Source organism: Ruminococcus sp. AM26-12LB, from assembly GCF_003480785.1.
Lineage (GTDB): Bacteria > Bacillota > Clostridia > Lachnospirales > Lachnospiraceae > Blautia_A > Blautia_A fusiformis.
This window is the reverse complement of record NZ_QUJX01000003.1, coordinates 148,019-170,119: the sequence shown is the minus strand read 5'-3', so window position 1 is coordinate 170,119 and position 22,101 is coordinate 148,019. Positions and strand designations below refer to the sequence as shown.

General features: G+C 44.6%; 24 protein-coding genes and 1 other RNA gene. 3 read left to right on the top strand and 22 right to left on the bottom strand.

Translation table 11 applies throughout. From position 1 onward, the window contains the following. Positions 1-41 precede the first annotated feature (41 nt). The 20 genes from DW694_RS03040 to DW694_RS02945 form a co-directional block, all read right to left on the bottom strand. Positions 42-866, bottom strand: a complete 825-nt coding sequence (locus DW694_RS03040) for a SpoIIIAH-like family protein (protein WP_110103000.1) — start codon at positions 864-866, stop codon at positions 42-44. Between the two features lie 11 nt (positions 867-877). Then, positions 878-1,192: a stage III sporulation protein AG gene (locus tag DW694_RS03035; RefSeq protein WP_021650696.1), complete on the bottom strand. Its 315-nt coding sequence runs from the start codon at positions 1,190-1,192 to the stop codon at positions 878-880. Then, positions 1,158-1,730: a stage III sporulation protein AF gene (locus DW694_RS03030; protein ID WP_158526435.1), complete on the bottom strand. Its 573-nt coding sequence runs from the start codon at positions 1,728-1,730 to the stop codon at positions 1,158-1,160. The genes DW694_RS03035 and DW694_RS03030 overlap by 35 nt, the downstream gene beginning before the upstream one ends. After that, the gene (locus DW694_RS03025) at positions 1,727-2,869 is read right to left on the bottom strand and encodes a stage III sporulation protein AE (RefSeq protein WP_110103002.1); all 1,143 of its coding nucleotides are present in this window, start codon (positions 2,867-2,869) and stop codon (positions 1,727-1,729) included. The genes DW694_RS03030 and DW694_RS03025 overlap by 4 nt, the downstream gene beginning before the upstream one ends. Next, complete coding sequence (locus tag DW694_RS03020) at positions 2,866-3,252, bottom strand: SpoIIIAC/SpoIIIAD family protein (RefSeq protein ID WP_110103003.1); 387 nt, start codon at positions 3,250-3,252, stop codon at positions 2,866-2,868. Before DW694_RS03020 ends, DW694_RS03025 begins: the two co-directional genes overlap by 4 nt. A gap of 15 nt (positions 3,253-3,267) precedes the next feature. Further along, positions 3,268-3,462 (bottom strand): stage III sporulation protein AC, encoded by a 195-nt coding sequence (spoIIIAC, locus tag DW694_RS03015; RefSeq protein ID WP_021650700.1) that lies wholly within the window; start codon positions 3,460-3,462, stop codon positions 3,268-3,270. 58 nt (positions 3,463-3,520) lie between these two features. Continuing rightward, positions 3,521-4,039 carry a stage III sporulation protein AB gene (locus tag DW694_RS03010; protein ID WP_158526436.1) on the bottom strand — a complete coding sequence of 173 codons (519 nt, stop codon included), beginning with the start codon at positions 4,037-4,039 and terminating at the stop codon, positions 3,521-3,523. Then, positions 4,024-4,956 carry a stage III sporulation protein AA gene (gene spoIIIAA, locus DW694_RS03005; RefSeq protein ID WP_015524435.1) on the bottom strand — a complete coding sequence of 311 codons (933 nt, stop codon included), beginning with the start codon at positions 4,954-4,956 and terminating at the stop codon, positions 4,024-4,026. Before spoIIIAA ends, DW694_RS03010 begins: the two co-directional genes overlap by 16 nt. Before the next feature lie 84 nt (positions 4,957-5,040). Then, positions 5,041-6,189: a hypothetical protein gene (locus DW694_RS03000; protein ID WP_022426373.1), complete on the bottom strand. Its 1,149-nt coding sequence runs from the start codon at positions 6,187-6,189 to the stop codon at positions 5,041-5,043. Between the two features lie 17 nt (positions 6,190-6,206). Continuing rightward, positions 6,207-6,755, bottom strand: a complete 549-nt coding sequence (locus DW694_RS02995) for a 4'-phosphopantetheinyl transferase superfamily protein (RefSeq protein WP_110103006.1) — start codon at positions 6,753-6,755, stop codon at positions 6,207-6,209. Beyond that, a complete protein-coding gene (locus DW694_RS02990) occupies positions 6,752-8,614 on the bottom strand; it encodes an ATP-dependent helicase (protein WP_330409222.1) in 1,863 nt (620 codons plus the stop codon). The genes DW694_RS02995 and DW694_RS02990 overlap by 4 nt, the downstream gene beginning before the upstream one ends. Continuing rightward, a complete protein-coding gene (gene gltX / locus DW694_RS02985) occupies positions 8,601-10,055 on the bottom strand; it encodes a glutamate--tRNA ligase (protein WP_015524432.1) in 1,455 nt (484 codons plus the stop codon). The genes DW694_RS02990 and gltX overlap by 14 nt, the downstream gene beginning before the upstream one ends. 174 nt (positions 10,056-10,229) lie before the next feature. Beyond that, on the bottom strand, positions 10,230-10,463 hold the full coding sequence (acpP, locus tag DW694_RS02980) for an acyl carrier protein (protein WP_118752527.1): 234 nt from the start codon (positions 10,461-10,463) through the stop codon (positions 10,230-10,232). 141 nt (positions 10,464-10,604) lie between these two features. Next, entirely contained in the window at positions 10,605-11,765 is a 1,161-nt protein-coding gene (locus DW694_RS02975) for an FtsW/RodA/SpoVE family cell cycle protein (RefSeq protein WP_110103029.1), read from the bottom strand. A gap of 116 nt (positions 11,766-11,881) precedes the next feature. Then, positions 11,882-12,227, bottom strand: a transfer-messenger RNA (tmRNA) gene (gene ssrA, locus DW694_RS02970). Positions 12,228-12,488: 261 nt separating this feature from the next. Beyond that, positions 12,489-13,046, bottom strand: coding sequence for an elongation factor P (gene efp, locus DW694_RS02965; RefSeq protein ID WP_015524430.1), 558 nt, complete (start codon positions 13,044-13,046; stop codon positions 12,489-12,491). Between the two features lie 86 nt (positions 13,047-13,132). Next, positions 13,133-13,642: a shikimate kinase gene (locus tag DW694_RS02960; RefSeq protein WP_015524429.1), complete on the bottom strand. Its 510-nt coding sequence runs from the start codon at positions 13,640-13,642 to the stop codon at positions 13,133-13,135. Further along, the gene (locus DW694_RS02955; RefSeq protein ID WP_110103007.1) at positions 13,639-14,145 is read right to left on the bottom strand and encodes a YqeG family HAD IIIA-type phosphatase; all 507 of its coding nucleotides are present in this window, start codon (positions 14,143-14,145) and stop codon (positions 13,639-13,641) included. Before DW694_RS02955 ends, DW694_RS02960 begins: the two co-directional genes overlap by 4 nt. Before the next feature lie 21 nt (positions 14,146-14,166). Further along, a complete protein-coding gene (locus tag DW694_RS02950) occupies positions 14,167-15,528 on the bottom strand; it encodes a citrate/2-methylcitrate synthase (RefSeq protein WP_015524427.1) in 1,362 nt (453 codons plus the stop codon). 247 nt (positions 15,529-15,775) lie between these two features. Beyond that, positions 15,776-16,993 (bottom strand): aminotransferase class I/II-fold pyridoxal phosphate-dependent enzyme, encoded by a 1,218-nt coding sequence (locus DW694_RS02945; RefSeq protein ID WP_015524426.1) that lies wholly within the window; start codon positions 16,991-16,993, stop codon positions 15,776-15,778. A 220-nt stretch (positions 16,994-17,213) separates the two neighbouring features. Here DW694_RS02945 and gdhA point away from each other — a divergent pair, with 220 nt between their 5' ends. Continuing rightward, positions 17,214-18,548, top strand: coding sequence for an NADP-specific glutamate dehydrogenase (gene gdhA, locus DW694_RS02940; protein ID WP_118752526.1), 1,335 nt, complete (start codon positions 17,214-17,216; stop codon positions 18,546-18,548). A gap of 191 nt (positions 18,549-18,739) precedes the next feature. Here gdhA and nrdR read toward each other — a convergent pair whose 3' ends face one another. Continuing rightward, entirely contained in the window at positions 18,740-19,189 is a 450-nt protein-coding gene (gene nrdR / locus DW694_RS02935) for a transcriptional regulator NrdR (RefSeq protein WP_021976805.1), read from the bottom strand. Between the two features lie 138 nt (positions 19,190-19,327). On the opposite strand from nrdR, the gene DW694_RS02930 reads away from it, so the two are divergent. Further along, on the top strand, positions 19,328-19,582 hold the full coding sequence (locus tag DW694_RS02930; protein ID WP_015524424.1) for a YlmC/YmxH family sporulation protein: 255 nt from the start codon (positions 19,328-19,330) through the stop codon (positions 19,580-19,582). A gap of 113 nt (positions 19,583-19,695) precedes the next feature. Then, positions 19,696-20,475: an RNA polymerase sporulation sigma factor SigG gene (sigG, locus tag DW694_RS02925; protein WP_015524423.1), complete on the top strand. Its 780-nt coding sequence runs from the start codon at positions 19,696-19,698 to the stop codon at positions 20,473-20,475. Positions 20,476-20,539: 64 nt separating this feature from the next. Here the strand turns inward: sigG and pap are convergent, their stop codons facing one another. Then, a complete protein-coding gene (gene pap / locus DW694_RS02920; RefSeq protein WP_015524422.1) occupies positions 20,540-22,018 on the bottom strand; it encodes a polyphosphate:AMP phosphotransferase in 1,479 nt (492 codons plus the stop codon). Positions 22,019-22,101: the final 83 nt, after the last annotated feature.

Genomic DNA, 22,101 nt, shown 5'->3' with positions numbered 1-22,101 from the left:
TTCCTATTCTAGTATAGACAAGGCTTTGCTGTCAAGGCAATTCAGTCGTAAATTCCCTCTGTATCAATAGTCTGATCGTTCTGGATATCTGCAGCCGTCTCTGCGTCCTCAGATGTTTGATCCGCCGGATCGCTTTCCACAGATGCAGCGGTATCCTGCACCTCCTCACCTGTACTTTCCGCATTATCCTCTGCACCTCCCGTATTTTTTTCAGCTTCATCTGCAGTATTTATGACATCCGATGCATTTTTACTTTGACTTAGAGGCGTGATCACAATGCTCTCTGCTGCCACACCGGTTTTCCTCTTTACAATATCCTCGATCTGTGCACGTTTTGCATCCTCCAGATCTGCATCCGGCACCACAACATCCGCAGTTTCACCCGTCAGATTTACGATCACATTTTCAAAGCCCTTCGCCTCCAGAAGAAGCTCTGCAGCCGCCTCTTTTTCTGTAAGATCTGTCATGGAAACCATTGTGTTAATGGCATTCTGTTTTTCCTCATCGCTGATGTCTTTATTACTGATGATCGCCTGCAGGTCCGCTTTGTTCTGGGAACGCACCTGCTCCCTGCTGACTTTTGCCTGTGCTGCAAAATCCGAAGCACCGGTAAGTACGGCCTCGCCCGGGGATGCGGTATCCATCACCTCCGACTGGGTTGTGCCATCTGCCCCGTTCTCATCCAGAAGGGCTGTTTCATCGGTCAGGTCATAATCCACATCATCCAGGATACTGCTGCTGTCTGTACTCGTCTCCTTATCCTTAAATCCCAGATCCACATCTGCGAAATTCAGATATCCGGCCACAGCAATGAGAATGGCCAGCGAGGTGATGATTACCTGATTTTTCTTCATGATCTTTTTCACTTCTACTCTCCTCATTTCATTTTCATTATTCTAATTTTATTAGCGTCGATCTGAAATAATGCCATAATTGCCTGCTGAATATTCTGGACTGTCACTGCGCTGCCTGCTCCCTGAGCCGCCACCAGCACACCGGTAACTTCATTTTTGCTGCTTATGGAAAAGTTTTCCGTATTTCCCTCATCCCCGGTCATAATGATCACTTCCACTTCTCCGACTCCTTCCACATTGGAAAGCAGTTCCTCAAGGCGGCTCTCCAGGCGGGTTTTCTCCGCATTCTGATCCTCTGCTGTTTTACTGTTCTTTCGGGTTACCGGAAGTCCTGCCACCAGAAGAAGGATTCCCAGAAGAAGGAAAACTCCCCACTCCTTCCATCCCATCCTCAGAAGCCAGGATCTGATACTGTCCTTTCCTGAGTCCGCAGATTCTTTCGAGCTCATTTTTCACCGCCTCCCTCTGTTTTTCTGTGACTGTTCCATAAAGTGTTATGGTCAGCTGAAGCTCTTTCTCCATATCTACTTCTGTTTTTGCCGAAAAAACCCCTTCTTTCCTGAGGATACCCTGAACCTGATCCTTCAACTCCTGTTCATATGCTCCTTTAAGAAATGTTTCCCTTATTCCTTCTGCTTCTGTCTTCATACGTACCTGTTCTTCTCTCCCATAATTATTGCTGAATCCGGACAGAAGTTCTTCACTTTTTCCCACTACGGCAAATATAGGCGTACAGATCAAAAGCACCAACAGAAGCCCCATAAACAGCCGTATATACTGCTCATAACGCTTATCAGGCAGAATATGCAGAAGTGCTGTAGTAAGTACATGAAAAAAAGCCAGGCTTTTCATCCACTGATAAAGTTCTGTTCTCATCCCAAGCCTCCTCCTGCCATCAGGATCAGAAATGTAAGCATACATAAAATTTCCGCAGTAAACAGGATTCTCATCAGAAGTGCACATCCCTCTGCCATGGTGCCAAAGGCTTCTACCAGCCGTTTGTCTGATACAGGCTGCGCCGCAGCCGCCAGAAAGCGATAGGTCAGTGACAAAAGTCCATATCGGACCAATGGCCCCGCCCCCACCGCCAGGATCACCAGTAAAAGCGCAATGCCCAGACTGTTTCTTACAAGAACAGCTGTGGTAAGGACCAGTTCCGTAACTGCATTTACCGCGCTCCCAATCCCAGGAAGAGCACCTGCAGTTTTTCCCACAGCACTCCGCTTCAGAGAATCCATTACCGGAGCTACAAGCCCACGCACCACCTGCAGTCCTGCTGCCACTCCAAGTAATGTCCGAAGCCCCCAGGAAATCACAGTCTCGATCAGCTCAGCCATTTTTCCCAGCATTTCTTCCCTGGAAAGATGATTCACAAATCTCAGAAGAATATATAAACTCACTCCGGGAAGCAGTACTCGTTCCAGGATCCATTGAAAAAGCCACACCAGAAGCAGTACTCCCTGATAAAAAGCAGCTGCACTGGATGCACCTGACGCTGCTGCCACTGCCATAAAATACACCGGTGAGAGTTCCTTCATAAACTCCGTGATCCACGCAAGCATTGAAAGCAGTGATGCACTCAAACCGGAAAAACTGTTCATCAGAAGAGTAAAAACAAGAAGATACACCACATAAAAACTGATCTCTCCCACCTGCCCGTTATCAAAGGCACCGGCAAACCCGGAAAAAACGGCAGCGAACAACAGCAGAAGCAGTAACTTCACGATCAGCTCTTTTTCTCTTTCAATGCCATAAAAAAGGAGACTGTGCAAAAATTCCCGCACACTCTCCTCCGAAAGCACCTCTTCCCCTGACAACAGTCTGTGAAACGCTTCTGTAACAGAAAATGTTTTTTCTCCAAGCATCTCATCTACCATGGACTGCAGGTTGGTAAGCTCCATCTGATCTGTGATCTGTTGTTCCGCCGAAGAAGCATAAACGATCACACCGCCAAAACAGTTTATAACTACAGCCAGAAACAGGGCTGCACAAATCTCTGACCAATATCTTTTCATGCAAGAAATCCCTGTATAGTATCCAGCAGTGCCAGAAGAACCGGCATACTTAAAACCATTACAGATAACCGGCAGAACAGTTCGATCTGTGCACCAGTGGAGGAATATCCTGCATCTCTGCATATACCGGATGAAAATTGTCCGATATAGGTGATCCCGATCATCTTCAGCAAAGTAGTGATATAGCTTCCATCAATCGGGAGACTCTGTTTCAGTCTCTCCAGGGACTGGAACAGATAGCTGATCTTCCCTACCACTAATCCCAGTATCACAAGACCTATTCCCATCGTAACAAGGCTTACATACTCCGGTGCGCGGTCTTTCAGAAGAATCCCCAGAAGAACCCCTGCCGCTCCCAGAACAGAAATCTTCAGAATATCCACGGTTCTTTCCCTCCCCTACAGTACAAAAAGCTGCTGGATATTTTTAAAAAGTTCATAAATATACGGCACGATCCAGAACAGTACTAAAAGAAGTCCTGAAAAACTCACCAGAAAAGCCTGTTCCTCCCTTCCGCTATGTTTCAGGATCTGAGAAAGAACAGAGACCAGGATCCCTACTGCACCGATCTTAAATATGATACTGACCTCCAAATGATCCCTCCTTTTCTTCTGAAAGCCTGTCCTTCTTACTACTGTCTGATAAACAATACTATACCAGGAGAACCGCAAGCAGCAGGCCTCCAAGAATCCCAATTCCCTGGTACAGTTTTTTCTTTCCGGAAACCTCCGCTTTCCGCTTCAAAATCTCTGCTTCCAGATTATTTTCATACAGGGAAAGCTGTCGCATCTGCATTTCCAGATCCATATAGCCCAGATATTCTCCGAAAGAAAAAAAAGCGTCCTTTTCCCCATGGGTAAGGCAGCTTTTTTTCAGGGCGCTTTCCGCACATTCCCTGCATATCTGTGAAAGTTTTTCTCCTGTTCCCGCTTTCATCCTGTCCGCGGCACTGATGAGAAACTCTCTGTATTTTCCATTCATTCTTCCTGCTGCTCCATAAAAAGCATCCGGCAGTGATGCATTCCCGCAGCGGATCTCGCCTTTCAGGCAGATCACCATCTGAAGCAGTTTTTCCAGTATACGAATCTGCTCCGAAAGTCTCATACTTCCGGAAAATCCCATTCCGGCTCCTGCAACCACTACCAGAATACATCCTACAATCCGGTACATAGGCATTTCCCGTTTTCATCATAGATTCCTTCCACGATTCCTGCACGTTCATGCTTTCCCAGAAAAATATATCTCTGGAAAACCCGCGCTTCCCACAATTTCCGGAAAAACGGCTGGGATAATGTTTCTTCCATGGAAGCTCCATGTGCAGTTGCGATCAGACGACATCCACAGTGGATAACTGATTCCACAGCCTTGAAATCTTCTTCTTTTCCAAGTTCATCCACAGCAACCACAACCGGCGACATTGACCGGATCAGCATCTGCATCCCTTCTGCTTTCGGACAGCCGTCCAGGATATCCGTACGCATTCCAAGGTCATTCTGAGGGATCCCCTGATAGCATCCGGCCAGCTCACTGCGCTCATCGACTACTCCTACCGTAACACCGGAAATATTTCCCCATCCATTACTCATCTGCCGGATGATATCCCGAAGAAGCGTGGTCTTCCCACATCTGGGCGGAGAGACGATCAAGGTATGCATGATCTGCTCTCTTGTCTGGATATATGGCAGCACTTCTTCTGCACATCCCTGGATCTCATGTGCCAGACGGACATTGATGCAGGAAATATATTTCATCCCACGGATACGGTTTCCGTCCAGGATCACCTTTCCGGTAACTCCTACACGGTGCCCACCCTGTACACTCAAAAACCCCTGGCGAATCTCATCTTCATAAGCATACAGGGAATAACCGCTGACATACTCCAGTGTTTCCTTAAGATCTTCCCGCGTAACCAGATAAGGTTCTGTATCTTTTTGCCGGAGGAAACATTCTCCCCCATCATAAGTGAGGAACAGAGGTCTTCCTACGCGGAGACGTATCTCATATAATTTATCATAATCAAGGTCTGCATCCACCAGAAGCTGGCGGACATTACTGGCAAACAGGTTCTGGATCTGGTTTGCGTCCATGTTTTCACCTCTTACACTTAAATATATTGCGGACATGCCGGATTTAGTACCTGTTGTCTTTTTTGATGCTCTCTCGTTTTTTCTTTATTCCGACAGAAAAAAAAGACTTTCTTCTTCGTCATAGGTCTCCATCTTCGAAAGATTCAGCTTCAGGACCCGATCCACAATATTTACGGAGGACGCACGGTATGCATAGGCACAGGATTCAAACATCACATAAAGACTGTCACCCTCCACCACGATCTGTTCCAGTCGTTCCGGAAAACGATAAGTTCTGGCAGAATTCTCGTTTACATACAAACGCTTATCGGATTGTTCATAAAATACCAGCCTGGATGGCAGGATTCCAAAAGAATGAGAGATCAAAAGCTTATCATTATAAAAAGCAATTCCCTGAACCTGCTCCGATATGGTGGAATAATCCAACGGAACTGCCATTTCAAAATCCATGCCCAGTTTCTCGTCCATGGTATTGATCAGTTTTCCCTCTTCGTCAACTCCGTATCGTGCAATTACACTTTCGTTATATTTTTCAAAGCAGCCTACATACAGACACCCCTCATAAAAGGTCATAAAAGAATCTCTCACGATCCCATAAAGACTGACTATCTGGAAAGTATCCACCGGCAGATGGCTGTCATCATAATCGTAGGCTTCTATTGTATCCATCTTTATACTCACTGCCTGTGCGATCCCGTTGATATTGGAGGAATACCATAATAACTTATGCTCCGGGTCATAGGCAAGTCCTCCCACATGAGGCTGTCCAGGCAGTATCACTTCTTTAATAAAATTATGCTTTTCCTTATCGATCACATAAATGACCGAATTATGTTTCTGTGTGCTGCAGTAAGCGCTGACCAGCACATAATCCTCTGTAACCGCCAGTCCCTGAGGCGTCATGGATGTACACATGGCAGGAGTGGCACCTTTTTTTGTGAGCAGCGTCCTGGTATTCTTCAGCCCGGGAATGACATATGTTCCATATTCCTTCTCTTTTTCTCTCCCATCAAAGGCAAAATAAGAAAAATCCTCTTTCTGGGAAAGCATCTGTTTCTGTCCCCGCAGTGTATACACTGCAGCACCTCGGTTTGTCACCACAGCTTTTGTGGGCAGCTCAGTTTTTGCACGGTAAACAAATGCATATAAAAAATAACATATGCACAGCACAAAAACAACTGCCAGGATCTTCAGAATGAAAATCCTGAAGCTGTGTTTCATCTCTTTGTTCATTTCATCGTCTCTATTTGCTATCTCAAAATGATGTCTTCGTATTCAAATCGTAATTCCAGGCTGTCTCTGGACCAGATCGCACCACTGTATCCCGGTTCCAGCTCCAGCATTATGTAATTTCCCTTATCCATGGAAATCGTACGCAGATCCCTGGACAGTCCCTCTCCGGTCCATTTGATATATGCCTCTCTCAAAACCCACTGGGCAAAAAAGGCTTTCTCCATATCATCTGCATCCAGGATTTCCCGTATCATATCTGCCGGCACCATTCTTTCAAGGAGCCGTTCGTAATTTACCTTCTTGTGGATCTGCACATCAATGCCCACCTCTTCTCCGGCAAACAGACACATCACATATTTTCCGGAATGTGTGATATTATAATGAATTCTTGGAAGCAGGGTAAAAAACGGTTTCCCATGTTCCCCCTTTGACCGAGGCTCAAAAGCAAGCTTCCGTCCAAATTCCCGCTCAAGTCCGATTTCCAGAAGCTTTTCCCCGATCATATGCTCCATGTTCTTGCTGTTATATTCATCTCTGATCTTCGTATAATAAATAATCCCATTCATAATCCGGCCTCCTCAAGAAAACGGGACGGTTCCCGTTCCTTCTCATACTGCTGTCTTACATAATACAGGCAGAGTTTCTTCTTTGCCCGTGTCATACCAACGTAGAAAAGCCTCCGTTCTTCCTCCAGATGTGCCTCCAGGACTGCCTTCCGATAAGGCATGCTGCCTTCATTTACATTCATGATATATACATTGTCATATTCCAGACCTTTGACCGCATGAAGAGTGGATATCACCACTCCTTCCCGTTTCACATCCTGTTTCTTCGCCTGTTCTTCCAGCTTTCTGGTATACTCGTCCATATAGGCCATCCATTCTTCCAATGTTTTCATTCCTCTGGCACTTTCATGGATCCGGTTCAGGGTTTCCATAAGCTCTTCCGGTTTTATTTTACGATACCTTGCATATTCCTGCAAGTATTCTTCGTATCCCATGCCATTCCGGATAAAATTAATGGCTGCATAAGGGGCCATAGTCTTTAAGATCCGAAGATGTGTCTCCATCGTTGTGATCCTGTCACACATCCAGTCCTTGTCTTTGTAAAACTCTCCCAATGCTTTAAAATCAATGTTTTTTTCTGTCAGAGCGTCTCTGGCTATGTATCGGTTTGGCCGGTTCATGATCTCCAGAAATGTACTGCGGCTCCGGTCTCCTTCTGCCATTTTCAAATAAGCGATCATATTCCGGCAGATCCAGTGTCGGAACAGGTTGGGCAGTTTTTCCTTCATAGTGAAAGGAACCCCATACTCCATCAACGCAGCGACCAGTCCTTCGGCTTCCTGATTAGTCCTGAAAAGCAGCGCTGTATCTTCAATATTATCCCCTTCTTCCATCCGATTCCGCAGCAGGCCTGCAACTGCCATATATTCGTCTCTGGGATTTCGAAATTCTTTTATCTGCACCGGCTCTCCCGGTTCATTTGGTGTGGAAAGTTTTTTCACATAACGGTTTTCATTATGATCGATCACCTTCATGGCTGTATCCAAGATATTTCCACTGCACCGGTAATTGATATTCAGGATCACCGTCTCCGCATTTTTAAAATCTTCCGGGAAATTCAGCATGATCTCCGGGTGAGCGCCACGGAAATGATAGATAGACTGATCATCGTCTCCCACCACAAACAGATTGTTCTCCGGTGCTGCCAGCATCTTCACGATATCATACTGAAGATGATTGATATCCTGAAACTCATCCACCAGAATATAGTGAAACTTCTTCTGCCATGCAGACAGGATATCTTTTCGCTTTTTCAGAAGTTCATAACAGCTTAACAGCATATCATCAAAGTCAAGTTTTCTTCTTTCATTCAGGACTTTTCGATATCCCTGAAAAATCTGTCGGAATACTTCATCCGGGCAGCAGGAAGAATAATAATGTTCCAGAGAGATCCTTCCACCTTTTACAACACTGATCTCCTTGGCAATATCTTCCACAAAATCCCCTTCCTGGGACTGTTCTGCAGCACAGTTTACCACCAGTTCTCTTAAGATCGCATATTTTTCTTCTTCTGACAGGATATTTCCTCCATTCAGACCATAAGCCTGTTTGAGGATCCCGTAAAACACTCCGTGAAAAGTCCCGAAAGTAACGCCGGTTCGCTGAACACCGGTAAATTTCAGAAACCGTTCTTTCATTTCCACTGCTGCTGCCCTGGAAAAAGTCACAACAAGAACAGAGGAAGCCGGTATCTTCCCTTCCTGGATCATATGTGCTGTTCTTTCTACTATGACGGAAGTTTTCCCCGAACCGGGGCCTGCCAGAACCATCATAGGTCCTGACAGGTGGGCGATCGCCCTTTTCTGAGATGGATTTCGTTTCATAACTGGATTATCGATCACACTCTTATTTATTTTCAAGCTTTTCGATTGCTGCATGTACACGTTTCAGTGTCTCTTCCTTGCCAATGATCTCCATGATCTCTGTTGCACCGGCCGGTGTCATCTGCTTGCCGGATACTGCTGTACGAAGCGGCCACATAACATAACCATTCTTATATCCGTGCTCCTTTACAAAAGCGCTTAAAGATGCATACAGCGGATCATTGGTATAATCCTCCTGCGCTTCCAGTACCGGAAGCACTTCCTTGAGAACTGCAAGAGAAGTCTCCTCTGTTGTTTTCATCTTTTTGTGACGGTACATCGCACTGTCATACTCCGGAACTGCCTCAAAGAAATCTACAAGCTCCGGAATATCCGGGAATACTTCAATTCTGGTCTGAACCATTCCTGCGATCTTCTTAAGATCAAAGTCTTTTTTCAGAACTTCTTTCAGATACGGAAGTGCTCTCTCATAGAATGCCTCCGGATCCATCTTCTTGATATACTCACCATTCATCCATTTCAGCTTGGCAATGTCAAAAACTGCCGGTGATTTGTTGATATGATGATAATCAAATGCCTCCACAAGCTCCGGAAGAGAAAAGATCTCACGGTTGTCTGCCGGGCTCCATCCAAGGAGTGCAACATAGTTAATCACTGCCTCTGTCACAAATCCCTGATCGATCAGATCTTCATAGGAAGAATGTCCACATCTCTTGGAAAGCTTCTGATGTGTCTCGTCTGTGATCAGCGGACAGTGAACATAGGTCGGGATTTCCCATCCGAATGCCTCATAAATACGATTATACTTCGGTGAAGAGGAAAGGTATTCGTTACCTCTTACAACATGTGTGATTCCCATAAGGTGATCATCAATTACATTTGCGAAGTTGTAGGTCGGATAACCGTCAGATTTGATCAGGATCAAATCCTCCATCTCCTCATTGTTAACGGTGATATCTCCGTAAATAACATCATGGAATGTAGTGGTTCCCTCTGTTGGCATATTAAAGCGGATAACATGCGGCTCACCTGCATCCAGACGGCGCTGAACCTCTTCCTTGGAAAGATGGAGACATCTCTTGTCATAAATAGAGATCTCCTTACCTGCAACAGTACGTTTCATGCTTTCCAGTTCTTCCTTGCCGCAGAAGCAGTAATATGCATCTCCCTGCTCAATAAGCTGTTTGGCATATTTCAGATACATGCCTGTTGCCTGACGCTCGCTCTGTACATACGGGCCAAATCCGCCATCCTTGTCCGGTCCCTCATCATGGAGAAGTCCTGTTTTCTCAAGAGTACGGTAGATGATATCTACAGCTCCCTCCACATAACGTTCCTGGTCTGTATCTTCAATACGGAGGATAAAATCTCCGCCTTCATGTTTTGTGATCAAATAAGCATAAAGAGCTGTTCTTAAATTACCCACATGCATTCTTCCTGTAGGGCTCGGTGCAAATCTTGTTCTGATCTTTGTCATTTCTTTTCTCCTCATTTTTGTTGTTTCTCTTTATAGGTGCTATTATATACCCAAATCCTTCAAAATGTCCATAGGTTTTCCGGCGGAATACCCTGCCATCCCTCTCATGTATCTTCGCATATACAAAAAAAATCCTCTGAGACACTGTCGTCCCAGAGGATCCTAGATTTCTGCTTATGCTTCTACGCCTTTGTTCTTAAGATAATCGATCACATCTCCAACTGTGTTCAGATCTGTAAGCTCCTCTGCCGGGATCTCAACATTGTACTCATCCTCAAGAGCCATGACCAGTTCAAACAGGTCAAGAGAATCTGCACCAAGATCATCCTTGAAAGATGTCTCCTGTGTGATTGTAGATGCCTCACAATTTAACTGCTCTGCAAGCATTTCTTTCATTTTTTCTAACATGTCTTATTCTCTCCTTTAATCGTTACAGATCGAATCTGTTTCCTCTTTTTGAGCAAAGTATATAGTCTGCAAAAACAGTTGTCAAGAGGATTTTCCCAAAAAATGGCTCCAGAGCAAAAATATTTTGATTTTAAAACTATTTTACTCTTGAAATTTTATCTGACGGGCCACGCTGAGAGCTATTGCCATCTCCAGCATCAGGAACACAATGGACGTTCCTCCGTAACTGATAAAGGGCAAGGTGACACCTGTATTGGGCATCAGATTCAGTACAACGGCAATGTTAAGGATCACCTGCAGCGCAATATGTATAAAAATCCCGGTAACGATCAGTGAGCCAAACAGATCCGGTGCATTCTGCGCAATAAAAAACAACCTGTACAAAAGATATCCGAACAGGATCAGTACAAAAATCCCTCCGAAAATTCCAAGCTCCTCACAGATAATTGAAAAGATCATATCATTTTGTGCTTCCGGAACACTTCCAAGCTTCTGGATACTATTTCCAAGCCCGCGGCCAAAAAGCCCTCCGGAGCCAATGGCATACAATGCCTGCAGCGTCTGATAACCGCCTTCATCGGAATATTTCTCAGGCTGAAGCCATACAAGTACTCGCATAACACGGAAGCTGTCACTATTCTTGGTCGTCGCAACCAGAAAAAGTACTCCGATCACAATAAGGATCACTCCTGCCGCTGCCACAGCAATAAACGGACGCATATCCGGATGTGCCACAAACACCATTCCAACTGTTATTCCCAAAATGATCATGGCTGTACTCAGGTTATCTGTAAGTATATAAGCCGCAAGCGCAAGTCCTGCCCCCGGAAGTCCCAGGATCATACAGCTCTTTAAAGTTTTCACCTTTCGTCCCATTTTTCCGATCATGTAAGCCATCATGATAATAACCGCGATCTTTGCCAGCTCGGCAGGCTGAAAGTTGATCGGTCCGATATACAGCCATCTGGTAGCACCATGAGAGGAATGTCCCAGCGGAGTCCGCACAAGTCCCATAAGGATCAGCGAAGCCACATACAACGCAGTTGTAAAAGGAAGAAGGATATGATAATCCAGTATTTTTGAAATAAATAACGCTCCGATCAGACATGCTGCACTGATCAGTACCTGTTTCTTAAAATAAAACATATCGTTGCCATAATTCACTTCTGCCATATATGAACTGGTACTGTAAAGCATGACCAGTCCAAAGCACACCAGCAGTACAATAACAGCTACCAGATTATAATCATAATAATCAGATTTCTTATTCTGCTTTTTTCTGTTAAGCAGAGTTTTTTTCATTCTATCACCATCGCTTTCTGTATCTGCGAAGAATTCCCTGATATCCACGAGTAATAAAGAAAGTAAAAAAAATTCCCGGAAAGCCGCATAAATGCTGTCTTTCCGGGACGTTCCATAAATGGACCTGAGGGGAATCGAACCCCTGTCCGAAAGCCTATCCCTTAAGGCATCTCCCATCACAGTCGCTGATTTAACATTCCCTCAGCAGTACGCCCACCGACAGGCTTACTGCTTCAGTAGCTTCATGATACATCTACCGGGGCAAAGCTTACCCGGCAAGGTTTCTCACATGGTCGACGCCAGATTCCCGATGTGTGAGTGCAACGGGGCTGACGAGCAGCTTAGGCTGCTAACGCTAACTTTTCGTCTGCGTTTATATTTAGTTCCCGGTTGGTACGCAGTCCAGGAGTCTGCGGATGGCTTCCCTAACTTCAAAGCCCCCGTCGAAACCAGTACAAGCCCTTAAAAGACTTCTGTGACAGGATCATTTCCGGTCATCTCTGGTGGACAGACGAACTTCTTAGTCAGTTTTTTGACTGGGTTTAATTATACCAGAATGATTTTTCGTGTCAAGGATATTTCAAAAAAAGTCCAGACTGTACCGTTTTTTCTTACCTGTACAGTCTGGAATATGCATTCAAACTTTGGTATTTTAAATACTGTCAAAATGATCTTTTAATTTTATGGCACAAAAAAACCCGCTTACGCGGGTTTTTTGCTGCATTATACACGTGAGAGATACTCACCTGTTCTTGTATCGATCTTCAGTTTGTCGCCCTGGTTTACGAACAGAGGAACCTGAACCTGTGCACCTGTCTCAACAGTTGCCGGTTTGGTAGCACCCTGTGCTGTATTTCCTGCGAATCCTGGCTCTGTCTCAATAACCTCAAGCTCTACAAAAAGAGGTGGCTCGATTGCGAATACCTCTCCGTTATGAGAGCAAACCTTAACCATCTCATTATCCTTAACAAATTTCAGAGAATCGCCAACCTGCTCCTCTGTAAGACCAACCTGATCATATGTCTCTGTATTCATGAAGTAGTATAAACCACCATCCTGATACAGATACTGCATATCTACACGCTCAATACGTGCTGCCGGGAATTTCTCTGTAGGACGGAAGGATTTCTCTACTACAGAGCCTGTGATAATGTTCTTGTATTTTGTTCTTACAAAGGCTGCGCCTTTTCCTGGTTTTACATGCTGGAATTCAACGATCTGACATACGTTTCCATCAATTTCAAGTGTGATACCATTTTTGAAATCACCTGCTGAAATCATAAATATTTCCTCCTTAATATATGCGGTTCTTTTTCGCTATGGATTATTCTATAATACCTTTTGCCATTTTTCAACTGTTTTTTTGTTTAAGCCTTCAATTTTTCTTCAATTTCTGCGATCAGCTCATCAAAAGGCTTCACTCCTGTGACAACTTTAATGTCCGCAAACTTCTCATAAACCGGATCTCTCTGTTTCAGAAGTTTCTTGATCTTCTCTTCTTTATTCTCAGTTCCTTCCAATGTGGGATTGTTACTTCCTTCCAGACGTTTGATCAACGTTGCAGCAGATCCCTTCAGATAGATGATCGTTCCCATACTCTGGAGATATTTCTGGTTCTGCTCCTGAAGAGGCAATCCCGCACTTACAGAGATTACCTTCCGTTCGCTGTCTGTGGACAGTTCCTTGACTGCCATAGTCTCCAGCGCACGGTAAAATGCTTCTCCAAAGCGTTCAAATACCTCCTTTACTGACATGTTCATTTTTTTCACGATCAGTCTGTCCACGTCAATAAACGGAAGCCCCAGGTCCTTCGCCAGTCTCTTTCCAACTCGTGTCTTTCCTGAACCCATAAAGCCGATGATTACAATATGGTTCATGAATTCTTTCCCTCCTCTTTTTGGTAAAAATGTAATACTATTTTTTCCAGATATCGCTTCAGTACGATCTGGATCTCCTCTTTTGGATGAATCGGTTTCACAAGGATCGTCCGGATCCCTGCTCTCTTTGCTCCATAAATATCCGTAAACAACTGATCTCCTATAAAGATCGTCCTGTCAAGATCGATTCCGATCACCTGGCAGGCTTTTTTATAATTTTTCACAGCCGGTTTATGGGCATTTTCTATAAAATCCCCCTCTACTGCTTTGGCAAAGGGCTCCACACGAGGTTTCTGGTTATTGGATACAAAACAGTATCGAAACCCGAGAGCCCTCAGCTTTTCAAACAGTTTCTTTGCCCGGTCATCTGCCGGTGCCCCGTGGGGAACAATGGTATTATCGATATCAAAGAGCAGCCCTCTGTATCCTTCTCTGTAAAGCTTCTCATAATCGATCCCATACGCAGAATCCAGATATTCATCCGGAAAAAAGCATCTGAACATCTATTCCACCTCAGTCCTTTCCTATCGCTCGCAAAGAGGAATATACTCTGCTTCCGGAAGGACATTCTTATATGCGGGACGGATGATCTTATCCACATTGATAAGCTCTTCCATACGATGTGCGCTCCAGCCTACGATACGTGCAATAGCAAACATCGGTGTGTAAAGCTCCAGCGGCAGATCCAGCATGCTGTAAACAAATCCGCTGTAAAAATCCACATTGGCACTGACACCCTTATAGATCTTACGCTCCTCTGCGATAACCTTTGGTGCAAGACGCTCTACTGCAGCATACAGCTGATAATCCTTCATTCTGCCCTTTTCTCTTGCAAGCTGTTCCACATAGCCTTTAAAGACTTCTGCACGTGGATCTGAAACAGAATAGATCGCATGTCCCATACCATAGATCAGTCCACGTTTATCAAAGGCCTCTTTATGAAGAAGCTTCTTAAGGTATGCACTGATCTCCTCTTCATCACTGTAGTCATGTACATGTTTACGCATATCGTTAAACATTTTTACGACTTTGATGTTGGCACCGCCGTGTTTCGGGCCTTTCAGAGAACCTAGTGCTGCCGCGATCGCAGAATACGTATCTGTCCCGGAAGAGGAAACCACATGTGTAGTAAAAGTAGAGTTATTACCACCGCCATGCTCCATATGAAGGATCAGAGCAATATCAAGGATCTCTGCCTCCAGTGCCGTATACTTCTTATCCGGTCTTAACAGACGCAGGATATTCTCAGCTGTGGAAAGCTCCTTTTTAGGCTGATGGATATAAAGACTCTCGCCTCTCTCATAGTGGTTATAGGCCTGATATGCATAAACAGATAACAGCGGGAAAACACTGATCAGGTTGATACACTGACGGAGCACATTCTCCAGTTCAATATTATCCGGGTCTTTGTCGTAGGAATAAAGTGTCAGCACGCTTCTTGACAGAGCGTTCATAATATCTCTGGATGGTGCCTTCATAATGACATCCCTTACAAAATTCCGCGGAAGCATACGCTGGTTCGCAAGAATCCCGGAAAATCCATTCAGTTCTTCCTGATCCGGAAGCTTTCCGAAAAGAAGCAGATAGGTTACTTCCTCAAAGCCGAAGCGCCGGTCATTGATAAAACCATTTGTCAGATCCTTAATGTCATACCCGCGATAAGAAAGCTTACCTGCGCAGGGAACCTCTTTTCCGTCCACGATCTTCGTTGCCTGGACATTGGAGATCTGGGTCAGTCCTGCAAGGACACCCTTTCCATTCAGGTCACGCAAGCCTCGCTTGACATCGTATTTACCATATAAAGACAGATCCAGTTTGTCATTCTCACGACAGATCTGGGTAAGTTTCTCAATCTCAGGTGTCACTTTCATGTTGAATTTGCTCATCAGTTATTTCCCCTTTCGATTTCTGTTTTATTGCTGTTCGATAACGGTCCCTCCTCATTCCCCTCTCAAGCAATTCTGGTCTTATTTGTATATCCCGGCGTAGCTGGCCGGGATATTTCAGATATATTATAACATTTTTTTCGGTTCCGGTCTATGCCGAAAATATAACCGAATACCTGCTTTACAGTTTATCGGTTATGAGCAGGCAGCGAATGCGGATCGCAAATCTCTTCTTGTCTATCTGCGATCAGCCCTGCTTATATGTAGCAAAGAACTCTTTCATCTTCTTCATTGCCTTGTCAAGCTGGCGGATATCCGGCAGATAAACAATACGGAAGTGATCCGGCTGGTTCCAGTTGAATCCCTTGCCCGGAACAACAAGCACCTGTTTCTCATGAAGAAAATCCAAAGCAAACTGTTCATCATTGAAAATATTGAATTTCTCAGTATCGATCTTCGGGAATATATAAAATGCCGCATGTGGTTTTACAACGGAAATTCCCGGAATATCATTCAGTGCCTTGTAAATAAAGTCTCTCTGCTCATAAACACGTCCGCCCGGCTGCGTATATTCATTGACACTCTGATATCCGCCAAGTGCAGTCTGTACAATGGACTGTGCCGGAACATTTGAACAGAGACGCATGGAAGAGAGCATATTGATTCCCTCTATATAACCCTTCGCCTTACTTTTTGCACCACTTAAAATCATCCATCCGATGCGGAAACCTGCGATCATATGAGACTTGGACAATCCTGAAAATGTTACACAGAACACATCGGGTGCAAGGGATGCAATCGATGTATGTTTATATCCATCCATAACAAGACGGTCATAGATCTCATCAGAAAAGATGATCAGCTCATTTTCTCTTGCAATGTCTGCAATCTGTTCCAGGATCTCCTTCGGATATACTGCACCTGTAGGGTTATTGGGATTGATGATAACGATCGCCTTGGTCCTTGGTGTGATCTTGCTCTTGATATCCTCAATATCCGGATACCAGTCAGACTGTTCGTCACAGATATAATGAACTACATTTCCGCCTGCCAGTGTTGCAGTAGCTGTCCACAACGGATAATCCGGAGCCGGGATCAGGATCTCATCCCCGTTATCAAGCAGCGCCTGCATACAGAGGTTGATCAGTTCACTGACACCATTTCCCGTATAAATATCATTAATGGTAACTCCCGGGATCCCGCGAAGCTGTGCATACTGCATGATCGCTTTTCTTGCAGAAAAAATGCCCTTGGAATCGGAATATCCCTGGGAAGTACGAACATTACTCAGCATATCCAGGATCACTTCCTGAGGTGCTGAAAACCCAAACGGATACGGATTACCAATATTCAGCTTCAGAATCTCCATTCCATCTTCTTCCATTCTGGCAGCCTCATCCACAACCGGTCCGCGCACATCGTACAGCACGTTGTCAAGCTTTGATGATTTCCCGAATGTTCTCATAAAAACCACTCCTCTTCTAATTTTCACTATTATTTAACCATTTTAATTTCATAGTCAAAAAATATTTATTCTATATCATCTCACATTTAGGCTTTCAACGCAAGAAATAAAAATTTAAAAAAATTAAATTTAGCACTTCCCTTTTTTAGCATGTTAATGTATAATAGCACTCGAATTTAGTTTTCAACGCAATTTAATATGTGATGAGGAGGAAACAACAATGTCTTACACAGAAGAAGTTTATGAAAGAGTTGTAGCACAGAATCCTGGCGAGCCAGAATTCCATCAGGCAGTTAAGGAAGTTCTCGATTCCCTTAAAGTCGTAATTGACAAAAATGAGGAAGAGTATCGTAAACTTTCTATCCTTGAGCGTCTTGTAGAGCCAGAGAGGATCATCTCCTTCAAAGTACCGTGGATCGATGATAACGGAACTGTACAGGTTAACAAGGGATATCGTGTTCAGTTCAACAGCGCCATCGGACCATACAAAGGCGGCTTAAGATTCCATCCTTCTGTAAATCAGGGTATCCTGAAATTCCTTGGTTTTGAGCAGACCTTTAAAAACTCTCTTACAGGCCTTCCGATCGGCGGTGGAAAAGGTGGCTCCAACTTCGATCCTAAGGGTAAATCTGACAGAGAGGTTATGGCATTCTGCCAGAGCTTTATGACAGAGCTTTGCAAATATATCGGCGCAGATACAGATGTTCCGGCTGGTGACATCGGTGTCGGCGGACGTGAGATCGGTTATCTCTTCGGACAGTATAAGAGAATCCGTGGCCTTTATGAGGGTGTCCTTACAGGAAAGGGTCTTTCCTTCGGAGGTTCCCTGATCCGTACAGAGGCTACCGGTTACGGTGTTGTATACATGCTCAACGAGATCGCCAAAGCTCACAATGATTCCGTAGAAGGAAAAACAATCGTTGTAACAGGTTCCGGTAATGTAGCTATTTACGCTGTTGAGAAAGCTACTCAGCTTGGTGCCAAGGTTGTTGCAATGAACGACTCCAACGGATATGTCTACGATCCGAACGGAATCAACCTTGACGTCGTAAAGGATATCAAAGAAGTAAAACGTGGACGTATCAAAGAATATGCAGACCGTGTTGAGGGCGCTACCTACACTGAGGGACTTGGCATCTGGAATATCAAATGTGATATCTACCTTCCATGCGCTACTCAGAACGAGCTTGGTATTGACGGAGCTAAAACACTGGTTGCAAATGGCTGCAAATACGTCGTTGAAGGTGCAAACATGCCTACTACTCTTGATGCAACAACATACCTTCAGGAGAACGGTGTTCTCTTCATGCCTGGTAAAGCCGCAAACGCTGGCGGTGTTGCCACATCTGCACTTGAGATGAGCCAGAACTCCATGAGACTTTCCTGGACAAGAGAAGAGGTTGATGAGAAACTCCACAACATCATGATCGATATCTTCCACAAAACTGATGACGCTGCTAAACGTTACGGTATGGAAGACAACTATGTTGTAGGTGCAAACATCGCCGGCTTCGAAAAAGTTGTTGACGCTATGAAAGCTCAGGGTATTGTTTAATTAAGTTTCCTGAATCATTAATGTATATTTATAGCAGGGACCGCAGAGGATTTTCCCATGCGGTTCCTGTTTTTTTTGTATCCACTTTTACGATCTCTGAAAAATCAAACATTCATGTTTCAAAAAAGGCCGGTTGTCTTTTGACAATCGGCCTGAAATCTCCTGCATTTGCGGTCTATTCATTTAATCTCTTAATTGATCAGCTTCTTCAGCTCATCCATAAAGGTACTGACATCTTTAAACTCTCTGTATACAGACGCAAAGCGTACATACGCCACCGCATCCAGATCCTTCAGATGCTCCATAACGATCTCTCCGATCTTGGTACTGCTGATCTCACGGTCTTCTGACCGGAAAATATCTCCTTCTATGGAATCGATCATCTCTTCCACTCTCTCAATGGGAATGGGGCGCTTATAGCAGGCACGAAGAACACCATCCTGGATCTTAGAACGTTTATAGCTTTCCCGGTTCTGATCCTTCTTGATCACAGTCAGCGGAATCGTTTCCACCTTCTCATAAGTTGTAAAACGCTTTCCGCAGGCATCACAGAGACGGCGGCGGCGGATGGAATTGGTATCCTCTACAGGTCTGGAATCTACAACTCTTGTATTATCCTGGTTACAGAACGGACATCTCACAGAACTCTCCCCCTTTCCGGATCAGTAAATCATTACTAAATTCGTTTTTATTATAAAATAAATGCACATAATGTGTCAATAATCGGACTTGCATAAATTTTACAGATTTTCCATAAAATCATACCAGGTGATGAATTTATGCGCATCTGTGAGCTGAAACAAAAAGAAGTGATCAATATCCATACCTGCCGCAGTCTTGGCTGCCCTCTTGATGTGGAATTCTGCTGTGAAACCGCACGTCTGAAAGCCCTGATCATGCCGGAACCGGGGAAATTTTGCTGGTGTTTTTCCAAAGAAAATGAATATTCCATTCCATGGGACTGCATCCGCCAGATCGGCGAAGATATCATCCTTGTTGATTTCCGTAATGAAAAACTGCTGTCCGGAGAATAAATACCTCCTTATTGTCAAGGCCCTTTATTTTTTATATTTTCCCTGAAAAAGTATATTTCAACCGCCCTCTGAGAATCATCTTAATGTACTGACAAGACAAGGAGGATTCTAAGATGGCACTGAATAAAGTTGAAATCTGCGGAGTAAATACCTCAACCCTTCCCGTTCTCGATCAGGAAGAAAAGGCGGAGCTCTTTAAAAGAATCAAAGCTGGCGATGAAGAAGCCAGGGAATTGTACATCAAAGGCAATCTGCGGCTTGTTTTAAGCGTGATCCGGCGTTTTCAGAACAGCAGTGAAAATCCGGATGACCTTTTTCAGATCGGCTGCATCGGCCTGATCAAAGCGATCGATAATTTCGACACCACTCTTCAGGTAAAATTTTCCACCTATGCAGTTCCCATGATCATCGGAGAGATCCGAAGATATCTCCGTGATAACAACAGCATACGGGTCAGCCGTTCTCTGCGGGATATCGCTTACAAAACCATCTATACCCGGGAAAACTATATGCGGCAGCATCTCAAAGAGCCTACCATTGCAGAAATCGCTGATGAGATCGGTATCGACAAGGAAATGATCGTCTATGCCATGGATGCGATCCAGAGCCCGGTAAGCCTTTTTGAGCCCGTGTATTCCGAAGGCGGAGATACCCTATATGTTATGGATCAGATCAGTGATAAAAAGAACCTGGAAGAAAACTGGGTGGAGGATATTTCTCTTCGAGATGCCATGAACCGGCTTGGAGAGCGTGAACGTCACATTATCGATCTCCGCTTCTACGAGGGAAAAACCCAAATGGAGGTAGCTGATGAGATTGGTATCTCCCAGGCTCAGGTCAGCCGACTGGAAAAACATGCTCTTCGCAGTATGCGAAACTATCTCCGGAATTGATTCATCTCTCTTCAGACAAAAAGCTGCAGCAGAATATCTGTTATCCTGCCGCAGCTTTTATCTCTTATTTCAGCGCTTTCTCAATTTCTTCGATCACGATCCGAAGCGCCTTCAGCCTTGCATATTTCTTATCTACGGATTCCAGAATGTGCCATGGTGCATAAGCAGTACTGGTTTTCTGAAGCATCTCATCTACTGCTGTTTCATACTGATCCCATTTTTCACGGTTTCTCCAGTCCTCATCCGTGATCTTCCACTGTTTTTCCGGATTGCTCTGGCGGTCGTTGAACCTGGCAAGCTGGGTGTCCTTATCAATGTGGACCCAGAATTTCACGATCACAGCGCCCCAGTCAGAAAGCTCCTTCTCAAATTCATTGATCTCATTGTAGGCACGTCTCCAGTCATTCTCGCTGCAGAAGCCCTCCAGACGTTCTACCATCACTCTTCCGTACCACGTCCGGTCAAAGATGGCAATGTGACCATCCTTGGGAAGCCTTGTCCAGAAACGCCACAGATAATGACGGGCTTTTTCATGAGGCTCCGGACTTGCGATAGGATGTACCTCAAATCCACGGGGATCAAGAGCCTCCGTGATCCTCTTGATATTTCCTCCCTTTCCGGCAGCATCCCAGCCTTCATAGGTGATGATCACAGGCACTCTTTTTCGGTAAAGACGGTTATGCAGACTTCCAAGCTTTGCCTGCAGTTCCTTAAGCTCTGCCTTGTACTCTTCATCCCCCACTTCTTTTCCATCCAGAGGAATCTCGCTTAATCTGGGCATCTCCACCAGAGGAAAAACATTCTGCAGGATCGGCACTGCATGTTTGCTGTTTTCCATGGCAACCTCTATATTGCTGATCATGGTTTCCAGTACCTGCAGTTCTGCCCACTTCCGGTCACCGGCATCGACAATATACCATGGAGCCGCAGATGTATTGGTATCCTGCATATACTGGTCGAAAATCTTTCTGCACTTCTTATAATGATCATTCTGCCAGAGATCATATTCATTGACTCTCCATCTGGTATCCTTGCTTTCCAGAAGGATGCCCATACGTTTTTCCTGTTCTTTCCGGTCGATCTGCATAAAAAATTTCAGGAGTACATATCCATTATCCGTCAGCTGACGTTCAAATCTCCGGATACTGTCAATCCGTTTTGAATAATTGTCACCCTTCAGCTTTTTATCCATACGTTCACGACAGGTCTGATCCATCCATCCTGAATCCAGGAATGTAAACTTGCCCGCTTCCGGGATTTCCCTGAAATATCGGTAAAGAAATGGTTTCCGAAGGTCTTCCTCTGTAGGTGCTGACATAGTCGCAACTTTGAAGAAACGAGGATCGATATTCTTGATCACCTTACTTATGGTACTTCCTTTTCCGGAAGCTCCCCAGCCTTCAAACAGCACGATCACCGGAATCTTATGCTCTTTCAGAGCCATCTGCAATTCATATAATCTGGTTCTTGCAGCGCTTAAACGCACTTTGATATCCTCTTTTTCCGGAATCTGTTCCGGGTTCCAGTTTTTCAACATCTGCATCGTCCTTCCTTGAATTTTTTGAATATTCATATTATACCACAGAAGATCTTATTTTACGATAATTTTTACATAATTTTAACCTT